Source organism: Amycolatopsis sp. NPDC034160 (assembly GCF_055575355.1).
The window spans coordinates 206,469-221,013 of record NZ_JBVISU010000013.1 but is presented as its reverse complement, the minus strand read 5'-3'; the positions used below and the strand labels follow the sequence as shown (position 1 = coordinate 221,013).

Sequence of the window (14,545 nt, the reverse complement as noted above, 5' to 3'; positions counted from 1 at the left end):
CGGTTATGCCGGCCGTATGCCCGGGTTGGACGGGCTACTGGCCCCGCGAGGGCGGGATAGACGGCGAGAATCCGGTCGACCTCGACGACGTGGACCTGATAAGATAGACCCCTTTCCCCCTATGGCTGGTACGAGGACATGGCGGACTTCGCGGAAGGCATCAGTGATGACCGGGCAAGTCGCCGGTTGGAGAGGGCCATTCGAGGCAAGGATGCCTTTCGCCATTTCAAGGACGAATTATACGAGGATATCTGGAACTCATTCCGGCTTGGAACGCGTTTAGGGATAACCGGGCGAACCGTCGAGCGGCGGAATGGCTTGCCGACAAAGCCCATGTCAACCGTGACGAAGCTGACCGGTTCCTCTTCGAACACCCGGATCCAGATCTGCCTCGACCAGCTGAGCGCGCTCCACTCGCTGTCTCGGGCTCGGCTACTTCACCGGCAGGTATACCGCGACATCGGCGAGCGCCTCCAGGGTGGAGGTGTCCACGTGACCGGTCGCAGTGTCGGTCTCCGCCACGACCATCCCGTACCCCTCCGGACGCGAGGAGTAGTGCAGGCCGCTGATGCGGACGTTCGCCAGGCCAAGCACCGCGGCGATCTCCAACGGCCGGATGTCCCCGCTACCGTGGATCGCCTCGACCTCCTCGAACGCCGTGGCCTGCTTCTTGCTGCGGAAACCGACACGGACAACCGAGATCACGGCCGCGTTCCCGTGTCCGTCACCCACAGCCATCAACATCCGGTCCAGGGAGGTACACGGCGTACGGACCAGGAATTCCCGAACCTTTCCGCTCGAGGACGCGACGCACTCGATCCGGTGCTCAGTTCCGCGATTGAGCCGCTTGAGCTTGAACCGGCTCAAGGCTTCATCCGTCTTTCCCTGCCTCGCTGACTTCTGTGCCTCGGCCATTCGCGTCTTGAGCGAGCGCCCAGGAAGAGAATCGGCGACATCACCGGCCGAGTTGCCCTGCAGAGCTTGACCACCAGAACCGCCGCCGAGGCTTCCCAGCCCACTCAGGCCGCCGCTCGCACCGGCGACCACGATCGCGGCCGCGACGGCTACCGCCGCGCCCGTGCTCTTGTTCCGCAACTTGATTCTTCGGCCGTCGGGCAGCGTCCGCCACCCAGTGTCCTCCGCCATTTCGCGAACCCTCCCAGTACGCCGCCTGCTCCCGCCCGATCGAATCGACCAGTGGACCAGACACGTCTGACACTTTCCAATGGTTGGCCGCTACGAAGCAGTTACCTCGAAAGAGTGAACCAGGTAGTTGCGCTCGAAAAGCGTGTCTGCCAGGCGGCATGGAGGACCTACGCACCCTCGCACACGGAGATCTCTACGGGGCCTAGCCGTAAGACGCCGTCATCCAGCGGCACGCACCGCTTCCCACCCCGCCCACGCAAAGCCCGAAAAGTCCCAGCCGGATAGACGACGTCCATCCACGCGCAGGGATTGGCGGGCCGATGGACCTCGAACCGCACCGGACCGTCGCCAGAGTCCAACGTGACAACAGAATTCCGCGGCAAAGCATCCACGTCGAAACCCGAAAGCACGATGTTCCGCCGCGCAAGCAACGGATCACCAGGCACGGAGGCAGAGAAAAGCGTCACCGCGGCCGAGCGATGCGCGGGATGGTTGAAGTACCGGTCCCCCACCAGCCCCAGTCCCGCGCGCACCTCGACGAGGTCGCGCGAGACCGGCGCTGGATCAGCACGAGGTCCGTCGGAAGGACGGCCCTCGTAAGCGTGCACGGAAGAGACGTGCAGCGCGACGATCAGCGCTCGCCCAGCTGCCATTCCGGCCGCACGTAGTGGCAGGTGTAGCCGTTCGGGATGCGCTCCAGGTAGTCCTGGTGTTCGGGCTCGGCTTCCCAGAAGTCGCCGGCCTGGGTCACCTCGGTGACGACCTTGCCGGGCCATTTGCCGGAGGCGTCGACGTCGGCGATCGTCTGTTCGGCGACCTGTTTCTGGGTGTCGTCGGTGTAGAAGATCGCCGAGCGGTAGCTGGTGCCGATGTCGTTGCCCTGGCGGTCGCGCGTCGTCGGGTCGTGGATCTGGAAGAAGAACTCCAGGATCTGCCGATACGACAGTTGCGCCGGGTCGAAGACGATTTCGATGCCTTCGGCGTGCGAGCCGTGGTTGCGGTAGGTCGCGTTCGGCACGTCGCCGCCGGTGTAGCCGACCCTGGTGGAGACGACTCCGGGGTGCCGGCGGAACAGGTCCTGCATACCCCAGAAGCAGCCGCCCGCGAGAACAGCCTTTTCCGTCACTGTTGATCTCCTCTGGTCGTTGACAACCAGTACAACGCGTCCGGCCGTCCCTGTCATCCCCGTCCAAGTGTGACGGAACGCTTACGTTCACCGTGCGTCTCACGTGAGTGAAGATCCTGCTCGCGGCACTGGCCCTGCTCCTGACAGCGTGTTCGACCAGCACCGAAGCGCCGCCGACGCCTGACGAGGCGTTCCGGTTCGGCGGGATCTCGATGCCCGCGAGCGGCAAGGTGCTGGAGACGAAGTACGACCGGGGCATCGACGCGAGGTACCAGGTCGTCCTCACCCTGCCGGTGGCAGACGTTCCCGAGCTGCTCAGGGCGTCGAACTTCGCCCCCGGCGTCACGGAGGACGACCGGCTCGTCGAAGGCCGCCGCGTCGTCCGCAAGGTGAAGATCGACGGCACGACCGTGCACCTCGAACTGTTCACGACGTGAGCACGCTGCGTGAAAAAGATGGGCCGTTCGGACTCGCCTGGGTGACCCCCTAACGTGTAGCTCCACGCACCATCCGCCGGAGGCCGCATGGATCCGATCCGTGTACCGCCCGAAATGTTCCGTTTCACCGACGGCAGCAGGTCCGGGCTTCCCCTGGCGATCCTGCACGCCTTCGGCGAGGCGAACGAACGGCTCGAGACGGCGCTCGGCATCGACGACCTCCGTACGAGGCTGCGCGCGGTCGGCTGGCTGGAGACGCTGGGCGACGACGAGCTGGTCAAGACGCTGGATCAGCTGCGGAGCCACGGCCATCTCGACGTCGTCCAGAATCACGCGGGCGACTACCGGACGGCTTCCGAGTACGAGCGCCGGAACCTTCAGTATTCGCTCACGCGGCAGGGTGAAGCGGCGTATGCGGGCTTCCTTCGCGCGAACGAAGTGCTCAACTCCACCGGCGCGCTCCAGACGGCGACGCTCGACGCGCTGGGTGAGCGGCTCGGTGAACTCGTGAAGCAGCTCGAAGACGGCACCGACAGGCGCGTTTTCAGCACATTGGCCGAAGCCGAGAGTCACCTCGAAGCGTTCCGCGACAACACGAAGCGGTTCAACGGCGATCTCCAGCGTCTTCTGCGCGCCGAAGCCGACCTCTCCACGTTTCACGAGGTCAAGGCCTCGACGGTCGCGTATCTCCAGGAGTTCCTGAACGACCTGGAGCACCACACGCACGCCATCGCCACCCGGATCAAGGAGATCGACGAGTGCGGCGTCACGCAGCTGCACCGGCGCGCGCTCAACGGCGCGGCCCTGCCGAGCGCGGAGCAGGCACCACGCTGGCTCGAAGTGCGCAAGGCACGCTGGGACGGGCTTCGTGCGTGGTTCTTCCCCGAAGACGGCGCGACGCCGCGGGTCGCGGATCTGCATCAGGTCGCACGGCGGGCGATCGTCACCCTCCTCCAGGTCCTGGACCGGATCACCGAGTCGCGACGTCGGGCGAGCAGCGCGGTCGCCGATTTCCGGGAGCTGGCGCGGTGGTTCACCGTCGTTCCCGCGCAGGAGGACCTGCATCGCCTGTGGTCGACGATGTTCGGGCTCAGTTCCGCGCGGCACGCGCATCTCGCGCACGCCGACCCCGAGGTGGTCAGCACGACGGCGTCGTGGCTCGACGCGCCCGCGGTCGAGGTTTCCGAGCTGCTCCGGTCCGCCGGCCGCACCGAGCGGTTCACCCGGACCGGCCGGGTCCGTGACGTCTCCGCGATCAGGGCGGCGAGAGCGGAAAGAGCGGTGGAAGAACGCGCCGAACTCGAGGCGGCGTGGAGCATGCTCGACACCGGCGGCGTGGTGCGGCTTTCGGCGTTCGAGAAGCTGGACCACACCGTTTTCGAGCGGTTGCTGGATCTGCTGGGCCAGGCGCTCGGCAGCACTCCCGGCACCGGCGGCGCCCGGCGGAGCACGACGTCCGACGGTCAGATCGAGATCATCCTGCGGCCGCCGCGGAACGGCGCGGTCGCCCGCCTGACCACGACGAGCGGCGTCTTCCGCGGACCCGACTACGAGATCGAGATCAGCACGGCCGGAGGCGGCGCGTGAGCCTGACGAACCAACTGGTCATCGCGGAGCGCGAAGAGGTCGCACGCGGGATCCGGGCGATGCTGGCCACGCCGCTGATCGGCGAACGCGGCTCCCCCGAGACCTTCGACCTCGTCCGCCGCCGCCGCGAGCCCATCCGGCAGTGGTTCGACTACTACTGCGGCTGGACGCTCACCGTCGAACCCCGGCTCGGCTACGCCCGGCTGGTCAAGGTCCGCGCGGCCGCCGATCCCAGCCGTCCCGCCCGGCGGCTGCGGTCCGGTCGCGCGCCGTTCGACCGGCGGCGTTACGTCCTGCTCTGCGTGGTGGCGGCCGAACTGCTCACGGTGCCGGTGACCACCATCGGCCTGCTCGCCGACCGCGTCGGCCGCGCGAGTGCCACCGACGACCTCGTCACCACGTTCGACGTCGCCGCCAGGGCCGAGCGCATCGCGTTCGTGGACGTCCTCAAACTGCTGGAGTCCTTCGGTGTCCTGACCGTCGCCGACGGCGATCCGGAGTCCTTTGTGGACGAAGTGACGGCGAAGGTGCTGTTCCGGGTCGACGCGACGTTGCTACTGCGGATGCTCGCGGCCCCGGTCGGGCCGTCGCAGCTCGCCGTGCCCACCGACGACGTCGCGCTGCGGTTCGAGGAACTGCTGGACGCGGTGTCGTACGAGCAGCGCTACGGCCTCTCGTCGGGGCGCCACGAGGACACGCCGAACGCCTCCGACGTCCAGCGGAACCTGTGGCTCCGGCATTCGGTCTTCCGCCGTCTCGTCGACGATCCCGTGCTGTACTTCGACGAGCTGAACGCGGAGGAGCGCGCGTACCTCGCGTCGCCGACCGGCCGCCAGTTGCTGCGGCGCGCCGCGGAGCAAGGCGGGTTCGTCCTCGAAGAGCGGGCCGAGGGGGTGCTGCTCGTCGACGTCGACGGGCTGGCCACCGACGAGAGGTTCCCGGACGACGGCAGCAACGCCAAGGTCGCCGCGCTCCTGCTGCTCGACGCGCTCGACGAACCGAGAACGACCGAATACCTGCAAAAAGCCACCGCGAAGCTGCTCAAGAAGTTCCCGCGCTGGGCCAAGACCTACCGCGGCAAGGACGGCGTGCGGCGGCTGACCGTGGACGCGCTCGCGGTGCTGACCGGTTTCGGGCTGGTCCGCGTCGAAGCCGAACTGGTCCGGCCGCTCCCGGCCGCCGCGCGATACACCGACCGAGACCCCGGCCGAAAAGAGGAGGCGACGTGACCGTGACGAGGTGGATCCCGTCCCGCGCGGGCATCCTCAACATCTGGCGCTATTACGACGAGATCTTCGAGTTCCACGACGGGCGCCTGCTGTTGCGCGGCCCCAACGGGAGCGGGAAGTCCAAGGCGCTGGAGCTGCTGCTGCCGTTCCTGTTCGACGCGAGCCTGCGCGCCAACCGGCTGTCGACCTTCGGCACCAGCGAGCGCAGCATGCACTGGAACCTGATGGGCGAAGGCGCTTCCGGCGCCACACGCGTCGGGTACGTCTGGCTCGAATTCCGGATGGGCGAGGACAAGTGGTTCACCTGCGGCGCGCGGCTGCAGGCGAGCACGCACACCAGCACGGTGCACGCCGACTTCTTCACCACCGCATTGCGCGTCGGCGACGGCCTTCCGCTGGTCAACGAAGCAGGTCAGCCGCTGACCAAGAACGCGCTGGAGGAGCACCTCGGCGAACGCGGAACGGTGCACGCCGGCGCGGCCGAATACCGCACCGAAATCCGCACGAAACTGTTCCCCGGCTTGAGCGAGCAGCGCTACGACGCGTTGATCACCGCGCTCCTCCAGTTGCGGATGCCCAAACTCTCGCAGCGGCTCGACCCGAGCCTGCTGTCCAACCTGCTGTCCCGCGCGCTCCCGCCGTTGGGGCAGCAGGAGATCGCGGACCTCGCCGAGGGCTTCGAACGGCTCGACGCGCAACGCGAACGGCTGGGTTCCCTGGAGACCGAGGTCGACGCGACCCGCGCGCTCGCCGCGCGGCAGAAGACCTACGCCCAGCGAGTCCTGCGCGCGGGTGCCGCGAACCTTATCGCCGCGACCACCGAACTCGACGAACTCGCCGCGGCCGCCCGCCGTTCGGCCGAGGAGTACGACGAGGTCGCCGCCAAAAAGGAAGCCGCCGAGAAACACGCGGCGCAGCTGGAAAAGGACGTCGAACAAGCCGAGGCCCGTATTTCGGGGCTGACCGAATCCGAGTCGTACCAAAAGGGTCAGGAACTCGACAGGCTGCGGCAGCGGACCCGTTCCGCGCTGGAACAGGCGGAAACGCTTCGCGCGGACGCGGATCGGCTCCGAGCCGAAGCGGACGCCGACGAGGAGCGGTCGCGAGCGGCGCGGCAGGTCGCGAAACGACAGGCGGACCTCGTCCGCTCACAGGAGACCGAGGTCCGAGCCGCCGCGACCCGCGCGAATCTGGCCGAGGTGCACGACGAACTCGTCGCGGGGCTGGACGAACCGGCTCGCCTCCGTCCGTTGCTGCAGGCCGCGATCCGCGGCAAACGCGATCAGGTCGAGGCCGTCGCCAAGACACTGGACAACCACGAACGCGCCGTCGCCCGACGTCATCAGGCCGAGGCGGACCTGGACCAGGCGAGGTCGGAGTTCTCGGCGGCGCAGGACAAACTGGATCTCACGACGGCCACCCGCGAACTCGCGCTGAGCGATCTGCGCACCAGGCTCGCCGAGTGGGCGATCGGCTGTCGTGAGCTGCGCTTCCCCGATGTGGAAGCGCTCGTGCGAGAGGCCGAAGCGGAAGCCGCGCTGCTGGACAAGGTCAGCGCGGTCGCCGAGGCCGTGCTCGAAGACATCATCCGGCAGGAGGCTGCGACCGGCGTCGCGCTGGCCGCCGTGCGCACCGAGCACGACGAACTCCTCGTCGAGGCCGGCGTTCTCGAAACGGAGGGCGTCCTCACCCCCGCGTCGCCGCGTACCCGGACGGCGGACCGGAGGGAGATGAGCGGCGCACCGCTGTGGCGACTTGTCGATTTCGCCGCCTCCGTCGGGGAAGACGCCCACGCCGGCATCGAAGCCGCGCTCGAAGGCGCCGGTCTGCTGGACGCCTGGATCAACTCCCACGGCGTCGTCGAGGGACATGACGTACTCGCGGAAACCGGGACGCTGCCGGTGGTTTCGGGTCGTTCGCTCGCCGACGTCCTCGTACCGGAACCCGACGCGGAACTCTCCCCGGCGAAGATCCGGCGGGTGCTGGAAGTGATCGCGTTCGACGACACGCTGCCCGCGGGGCCGGCCGCGATCGGTGCCGACGGCAGCTGGCGGATGGGCAGCCTGGCCGGAAGCTGGGAGAAGAAGAGGGCCGCCTACATCGGTTCCTCGGCTCGGCTGCACGCGCGAGAACTCCGGATCGCCGAACTGCGGGACGAGATTTCCGGCGGTGAGAAGACGATCGCCGAACTGGAAGGCGAGTCGGCCGCTCTGCGCGGCAGGCGCGAGCTGCTCAAGATCGAACGCGCCGCTCGCCCCGGTCACGGAGATCTGCTTGCCGCGACTGGAGAAGTGACCAGGGCCGAAGCCGACCTGACCGCCGCGGACACCGCCGTCCGGCAGCGCGAGGCGATCGTCTCCGCACTGGAGATCGAGGCCAAGACCGCCCTGCACGAACTGACCGCACAGGCTTCGGAAAGCGGGCTGCCGACCGAACGCGCGCCGCTGACCGCGCTCGCCACGGCGCTGCGCACCTACTCCGACCAGGGCGAGAACTGGTTGTACGAACACGGTGTCCTGCGCACGGCGTCCCAGCGGGCCGAAACGTTCGCCGAACAGGCGGCCCGCTCGGAGGCGAACGCGGCCCGGCGTGAGGAGGAAGCCGCCGAAGCGGAGGCCGAGCGCACCAAGCTCACCGCGATGCTGGAAGCGATCGAAGGCACCGTCGGCATCGGGCAGCGCGAGGTGCTCGCCGAAGTCGAGGCCTTGCGCACGAAACTGCGCGAACTCGGCGACGAACTGCGTACCGCGAACCGGACGGCCACGGATCTGGCCGTGCGGCTGGGCGCGCTCGGCGTCCAGCGCACGACCGACGCGCAGGCCCGCGAAGACGCCGCCGCCAAGCAGGACGCGGCCGCGCACCGGTTCCGGAAGCTCGCCACCGGGGTCTTCCCGGCGGACGGCGGTATCGAGGATCTGCCGAAGTTCCAGGCCACCCTCTCCGCGTCGGAAGGGGTGCGGTCCGCGCTCGACGCGGCCCGCCTGGTCGCCGCGGCGTGGCCGTCCGTGCCGCACGCCCCGAGCAACCTCGGTGAGGCGTTGCACCGGCTTTCCGAGGCCGTGCACACCTGCCGGAACACGCTCAGTTCACGCGCGGAACTCGATCTGGAGACCGATGAAGACGTCCAGATCTTCACCGCCGTCGTCGACGGGCTCCGGGTCGGCGCGGCCGAGCTGCTGAAGATCCTCTACGCGGAGGCGGAACAGAGCAGGCACGAGATCACCGACCGCGAAAGCGATCTGTTCGACAAGACGCTGACCGGCGACACCCGGCGTCATCTCGCGGCCCGCATCCGGCAGGCCAACGACCTCGTCGACGGCATGAACGCGCGCCTGGAACGGGTGCGGACCGCGTCGCGGGTCGCCGTCCGGCTGGTCTGGCAGGTCTCCCCCGACTTGCCGCCGGGCACCAAGACCGCGCGGGATCTGCTGCTGAAGGATCCGGACCAGCTGACCATCGAGGACCGCGAATCCCTGCACAAGTTCTTCCGTGAACGCGTCGAACAGGCGAAGGCGGACGACACCGCGACCAGCTGGGAGCAGCAGCTCGCGCAGGTCTTCGACTACACCTCCTGGCACCGGTTCGTGGTCAAGGTGGATCGCGCCAACGGGGCGGGCTGGCAGCTGCTGACCAAGAAACTGCACGGCGCGCTTTCCGGTGGAGAGAAAGCGATCGCGTTGCACCTGCCGCTGTTCGCCGCCGTCGCCGCGCACTATCAGGCCGTGCCGGAGGCACCGAGGGTGATCCTGCTCGACGAGGTGTTCGTCGGCGTCGACACCACCAACCGGGGACAGGTGTTCGGGCTGCTGTCCGCGCTCGACCTCGACCTGATGCTGACGTCGGATCACGAATGGTGCACCTACGCCGAACTCAGCGGCGTCGGGATCCATCAGCTGATCACCGGCGGCGACGGTGATGACGCGGTGACCACTGCCCGGTTCACGTGGAACGGGCACGACCTCCAGCCCGCCGGACATTAAGCTGGGCGGCCCGAAACCGGGCGTGAGGCGCTTCGTTGCCGAAAATCGGTAATGCGTCACAGCCGTCGCATGAACGGAAACTGTCGGTGGCCGATCGTATGTTCGATGAGTGGACACCTACAAGGCCGCGCCTGTGGCGCTACTCGAAGAACTCACCGACCCTGACCTTTTGGAGTTGGTCAATGCTTCCGTAGATTCGTGGGATGACAAGGATTCCGTGGCTGTCGCGCAGGCGGCGTCGGCGGGGATCGCGAGGCTGGAGGCGGTCCGGTTCCGGGCGCTGGTTCAGCTGAACCGGCATCGCGAGGGTGCGCGGAGTGTCGTGCAGGAGGTCGCGTTCGCGCTGTCTCTTGTGGACAGTCACGCGGGTGCGATGGTGGCCGCCGCCGAGGCGTTGGCGACTCGCCTGCCCCGCACCTTGGCGCTGATGGATCAGGGAAAGCTGTGCGGTTTCGGGGCGATGAAGGTCGCGGCGGCGACGGCGTGGTTGTCGGATGAGAACGCTCGTGCCGCTGATGCCTTGCTGGAGGATCGGTTGCCGAACAAGAATTCCGAGCAGATCCGGAAAGCGGCGAATCACGCGGCGATCACCGTCGACCGCGACGGCGCGGACAAGCGTGCCGCACATCATCGGGAAGGGCGTCGTCTCACCCTGCGGCAGGGCGAGACCGGGGTGGCGTCGATCGAGGTCGAAGACGGCCCCACGGAAAAGGTCACCGCGGCCTACCGGCGGATCGATCGTGAAGCCCGCGCCCTGCGGACAGGTGGGGAGACCCGCACGCTGGATCAGCTGCGTGCGGATGTCGCGCTCGATCTGCTGCTCGGTGGGCAGGGCGGCACGGGTGAACGTACTGAGGTGTTCCTGTATCTGGACCTGTTCACCTATCTCGGGCTCAAGAACGATCCGGGCGAGCTGGCTGGGCATGGCCATATTCCGGCGGGACTGGCCCGGCAGATCGCGACCGGACCGGACACGGTGTTGCGGCGGATCATCACCGATCCGTTGTCCGGGCAGGTGCTGGATCTGGGGCGGGATCGGTATCGTCCGTCGGCGGGTCTTGGTGAGTTCGTCCGGGTGCGGGATCGTGAGTGCCGAAGACCGGGGTGCGGTCGTCCCGCGCAGGCCTGCGATCTGGATCATGCGGTGCCGTGGCAGTTCGGCGGCCATACCGACGCCGACGAGTTGATCGATCTCTGCCGCCGCGATCACCGGCTCAAAGACGAACCCGGCTGGAGCTACCATCTCGCATCCGACGGCACGCTGACCGTCACCACCCCCACCGGACACAGGTACGACAGCACACCGCCGCCGCTCCATGATCCCCGCCCACAAAGCCCCCTGGCCGAGGAACCACCACCGTTCTGAGCCCCGTTGCCGGGAAACGGCGACAGAGCCGGTTCGTGGCCAGGTAGAGCTCTACTGCAACGCTGGGACGGGATTCCGTCGCCGCAGAGCGACGACAGCTTCGGGGCGCTTTCGCGGCTTGTGTCCTGACCAACAGGCGTACCCATTGCCGATAAGCGGCTACCAGCCCCCGCAAGCTCCCACCATGGTCACCCTCGCCAGCGGCGGCTGCCGTGGCTATGACAGCTGCAGAGATGCCGGGCCACGGCCAGCTAGGTCTCTCCTGCAACGCTGGGAAGGAGCCCCGTCGCCGGAGAACGGCGACAGTCCCGCCGCGCTTTCGCCCCTTGCGTCCTGATCAACAGGCGCACCCATTGCCGATAAGCGGCTACCAGCCCCAGCAAGCTCCCACCATGGTCACCCTCGACAACGGCGACAGCGGCGACAGCCGTGGCTATGACAGCTGCAGAGATGCCGGTTCGCGGCCAAACAAACCTCTTCCACAACGCCAGGACAGGAACCCGTCGCCGGAGAGAGCGACGACAGCTTCGGGGCGCTTGAAGACGCGCCGGTTCTCGACCAACGGGCGTACCCATTGCCGATAACCGGCGACAGTCCCGCCGCGCTTTCGCCCCTTGTGCCGAAGGTGAATATCTCCAGAACCTGTTCGCGGCGATGCCAGTACAGCCCGATCTGACCCGACGGCCGAAGTCGCGCCGGTTCCCGACCAACAGGCGTACCCATTGCCCAAAAACGGCGACAGCGTAAGCAGCCTCGAACGATCAGTCCACCCACGGTCTGAGCCACCGAACTCCGACCGCGGGCCGATCCGCGCGGGCGCCCGGTTCGGCAGGCTTCCCGCTATGGAAACCGCTTACGTCTTCCCCGGGCGCCGCGTCACCGCGGTCTCGATGGTCCTCGGCCCGATCTTCCTGCTCACCGGAACGCTGCTGCGCGCGCGGTTCGACTTCTTCTTCCCCAGCCAGCTCAGGGCGATGAGCGAACATCCCGCGCTGATGACCGCCGCTTACACCTGTTTCCTGGCGGGCACCGTCCTGCTGTGGCCCGCGATCGTCGCGCTCGCCACGAAGATCGGGCGGACCAGACCGGCGCTGGCCGCGTGGGCCGGCGTTCTTGTCCTCATTGGACTGTTCGAGCGGACCTTCCACGGGGGGATCGACCAGGCCGCGTTGGGCCTCGCCGAACGTCGCGGCGCCGGCTTCGCCGAGACCCTGGTCAGCGAGTCGTATCAGGACCTGCATCTGTTCAGTTTTCTTTCGTTCACCATCGTGCTCGGCTGGTATCTACTCGCCTTCGCCGCCTATCGCGCGAAAGTGCTCGACATCGTGCGATCGATAGCGCTGGCCACGATGGGATTTCTGCCATTGGGCGTACTGAAGGGAACCGAAACCATGTCGATCATCGGCACCGCCGGACTTTGTGTCGCGTTGGTTCCGACCGGTATCCAAGCATTCTTGGAAAGTCCCAAACCGAGCCGGAAGACGTTGTGGTTGACGGCGTTGGCCATTCCGGCCCTGGGCGCGCTCGCTTTCGCGAGCACCATGGGGTGAAACCTCCCGTGCGGCCTTCAGGCCAGCTGTGCGGGCGTTTTCTCTTTTCTGTCACCGGATTCGTGATCGTGCCCCGCCGGGAGACAGCTCATCAGCAGTACGATACCGACCGCACCGAGAAGCATGTGCCCGGCGAGGATGCACAGCCCACAGAATCCGATCCACAATGAGATCTTCATTCCCAGATGGTAGGGCCATTCTCCAGTGCCGAGCCCGAACTTGGGAAAGACTTAAGGTCTCCTTTGGGCAAAGGGACGGTTGGGCCCGTAATGCGCCACCGCCGATACCGTCGCGGCCAGGAACACGACCTGCATCAGACTCCGCGGCACCAGTTCGTCCATCGTCGAAGTCACCGGCCCGTTCAGGGCTTTGTACACGTTCGCCGGGAACATCCCCAGCAGCAGGACGGTCAGCCCGCCTGCCGCCCACGGCGCCGTGCGCGACCACAGCACTCCCGCGGCGCCCACCAGTTCGAGGACACCGGTGACGGTGACCAGCAATTCGGGCGCGGGCAACACGGGCGGCACCATCGCGACGAGTTCCTCGCGCATGCCGATGAAATGCGCGAGTCCGGTGGTGACGAAAAGTGCCGCGACGCCGCCGCGCACGGCCACCGCCCAAGGCCGCAAACGTCGCACGCCCGCCACCCCGAGCAGGAACAACGTCGCCGTGACGACGACCAACATGAGTACGGGAACGAGACCGGGATCCATGACCGACGCCTTCCGGACGGTGAAACTTTCCACTGACAAGATGCGTTGTTGCAACCCATCTTGTCAATGACTAGATTCATCGGCATGAGTCCGTACCACCATGGCGACCTCCGTCGGGCCGTCCTCGACGCCGCCGTCGTGGCCATCACCGAACACGGACCGGCGGGAATCAGTCTTCGCGACTTGGCCCGGCGCGCGGGCGCCTCCCACGCCGGGCCGGTGCACCACTTCGGCGACAAGGCCGGAGTGCTCACCGCACTGGCCGCCGAGGGATTCGGACTGCTCGCGGACACCCTCGCCGCCGCCGAGGAACGCAGCGGGGAGTTCGTCGAGGTCGGGGTCGCCTACGTACGGTTCGCGATCGAGCATCGCGCACATTTCGAGGTGATGTTCCGCCCCGAACTCCACCGCGAGGACGACGCGGCGCTGGTCGCCGCCCGCGACCGTGCGGGTCATCTGCTGACCAGCGGCGCGTCGTCGGTCAGCGACGACGGGATGGCGGGTGTCGCCGCGTGGTCGCTGATGCACGGTTTCGCGAACCTGTGGCTCACCGGCGCGCTGCGCGCCGAGCACCTGGAGGATCCGGGCACCGCCGCCCGCGCGATCGCCCGGATCCTCTTCCCCCGCACCCCGGATCAGACCTGACCGGTGGGCATCACGGTGACCTGCTGGAGGTTCACCCGCGCCGGAAGTGAGGTCAGGAACGCCACGGTCTCGGCGATGTCGTCCGGCTCCAGCCAGGTCAGCGTCTCGCGCACGCCGTCCAGCCATTCGAGCGCGCCGGCGTCGGTGACGTGGCCTTGCAGCTCGGTCTTGACCAGACCGGGCTCCACCGCCGCGACCCGCACGCCCTTCGGACCGAGGTCGGCGCGAAGGTTCTTCGACAGGTGCGTGACGAACGCCTTCGACGCGACGTAGACGGCGAAGGACGGGAAGACGGCCTGCGCGCCGATGGACGAGGTGTTCACCAGGTCGGCCACGCCCTTTTCGTCCGCCGAGGCGACCAGCTGCGGGACGAAGGCACCGATCGCGTTCATCAGGCCCGACATGTTGACGTCGATCATGCGCTGCCAGTCGCCGGTCGCGCGTTCGTCGATCGGCGCGGCCAGCATCACGCCGGCGTTGTTGAACAGCAGGTCCGCGCGGCCCAGTTTCGCTTCGACCTCGGCCGCCGCGGCCCGCATCGCCTCGGCGTCGGCGACGTCGGCCGCCAGCACGAGCGCGGTACCGCCGTCCTGGTCGATCTCCTTGGCGAGCGTCTCCAGCCTGTCCGTCCGGCGGGCGATGATCGCGACCGCCGCACCGGAGGCGGCGAGCCGCCGTGCGGTCGCCGCGCCGATGCCGCTGGACGCGCCGGTGACGACGGCGACCCTGTTCGCGTGCCGTGCCGGGGAGTTCGTCATCTCTGTCT

The 14,545-nt window shown here is 67.7% G+C and carries 12 protein-coding genes; 7 read left to right on the top strand and 5 right to left on the bottom strand.

The window, feature by feature from the left end; all coding sequences use genetic code 11:
* Positions 1 to 432: 432 nt before the first annotated feature.
* Positions 433 to 1,146: a hypothetical protein gene (locus ACZ54P_RS25355; protein ID WP_465464040.1), complete on the bottom strand. Its 714-nt coding sequence runs from the start codon at positions 1,144 to 1,146 to the stop codon at positions 433 to 435.
* A 631-nt stretch (positions 1,147 to 1,777) separates the two neighbouring features.
* Positions 1,778 to 2,272, bottom strand: a complete 495-nt coding sequence (msrA, locus tag ACZ54P_RS25350) for a peptide-methionine (S)-S-oxide reductase MsrA (RefSeq protein ID WP_465464039.1) — start codon at positions 2,270 to 2,272, stop codon at positions 1,778 to 1,780.
* 107 nt (positions 2,273 to 2,379) lie between these two features.
* Between msrA and ACZ54P_RS25345 the strand changes: the two genes are divergently transcribed.
* The 6 genes from ACZ54P_RS25345 to ACZ54P_RS25320 all read left to right on the top strand — a co-directional run bounded on the left by ACZ54P_RS25345 (position 2,380) and on the right by ACZ54P_RS25320 (position 12,421).
* Complete coding sequence (locus tag ACZ54P_RS25345; RefSeq protein ID WP_465464038.1) at positions 2,380 to 2,709, top strand: hypothetical protein; 330 nt, start codon at positions 2,380 to 2,382, stop codon at positions 2,707 to 2,709.
* 87 nt (positions 2,710 to 2,796) lie between these two features.
* A complete protein-coding gene (locus ACZ54P_RS25340; RefSeq protein ID WP_465464037.1) occupies positions 2,797 to 4,296 on the top strand; it encodes a TIGR02677 family protein in 1,500 nt (499 codons plus the stop codon).
* Complete coding sequence (locus ACZ54P_RS25335) at positions 4,293 to 5,525, top strand: TIGR02678 family protein (RefSeq protein WP_465464036.1); 1,233 nt, start codon at positions 4,293 to 4,295, stop codon at positions 5,523 to 5,525. Before ACZ54P_RS25340 ends, ACZ54P_RS25335 begins: the two co-directional genes overlap by 4 nt.
* A complete protein-coding gene (locus ACZ54P_RS25330) occupies positions 5,522 to 9,505 on the top strand; it encodes a TIGR02680 family protein (RefSeq protein WP_465464035.1) in 3,984 nt (1,327 codons plus the stop codon). The genes ACZ54P_RS25335 and ACZ54P_RS25330 overlap by 4 nt, the downstream gene beginning before the upstream one ends.
* A 133-nt stretch (positions 9,506 to 9,638) precedes the next feature.
* A complete protein-coding gene (locus tag ACZ54P_RS25325; RefSeq protein ID WP_465464071.1) occupies positions 9,639 to 10,871 on the top strand; it encodes an HNH endonuclease signature motif containing protein in 1,233 nt (410 codons plus the stop codon).
* 842 nt (positions 10,872 to 11,713) lie between these two features.
* Positions 11,714 to 12,421: a hypothetical protein gene (locus ACZ54P_RS25320; RefSeq protein WP_465464034.1), complete on the top strand. Its 708-nt coding sequence runs from the start codon at positions 11,714 to 11,716 to the stop codon at positions 12,419 to 12,421.
* A 17-nt stretch (positions 12,422 to 12,438) separates the two neighbouring features.
* Here the strand turns inward: ACZ54P_RS25320 and ACZ54P_RS25315 are convergent, their stop codons facing one another.
* Positions 12,439 to 12,600: a hypothetical protein gene (locus tag ACZ54P_RS25315; protein ID WP_465464033.1), complete on the bottom strand. Its 162-nt coding sequence runs from the start codon at positions 12,598 to 12,600 to the stop codon at positions 12,439 to 12,441.
* A gap of 51 nt (positions 12,601 to 12,651) precedes the next feature.
* Complete coding sequence (locus ACZ54P_RS25310) at positions 12,652 to 13,134, bottom strand: DoxX family protein (RefSeq protein WP_465464070.1); 483 nt, start codon at positions 13,132 to 13,134, stop codon at positions 12,652 to 12,654.
* An 84-nt stretch (positions 13,135 to 13,218) separates the two neighbouring features.
* Here ACZ54P_RS25310 and ACZ54P_RS25305 point away from each other — a divergent pair, with 84 nt between their 5' ends.
* Positions 13,219 to 13,779 carry a TetR/AcrR family transcriptional regulator gene (locus ACZ54P_RS25305; protein WP_465464032.1) on the top strand — a complete coding sequence of 187 codons (561 nt, stop codon included), beginning with the start codon at positions 13,219 to 13,221 and terminating at the stop codon, positions 13,777 to 13,779.
* Here ACZ54P_RS25305 and ACZ54P_RS25300 read toward each other — a convergent pair.
* Positions 13,770 to 14,537, bottom strand: coding sequence for an SDR family oxidoreductase (locus ACZ54P_RS25300; RefSeq protein WP_465464031.1), 768 nt, complete (start codon positions 14,535 to 14,537; stop codon positions 13,770 to 13,772). The two genes, ACZ54P_RS25305 and ACZ54P_RS25300, sit on opposite strands and share 10 nt — an antisense overlap.
* Positions 14,538 to 14,545 lie beyond the last annotated feature (8 nt).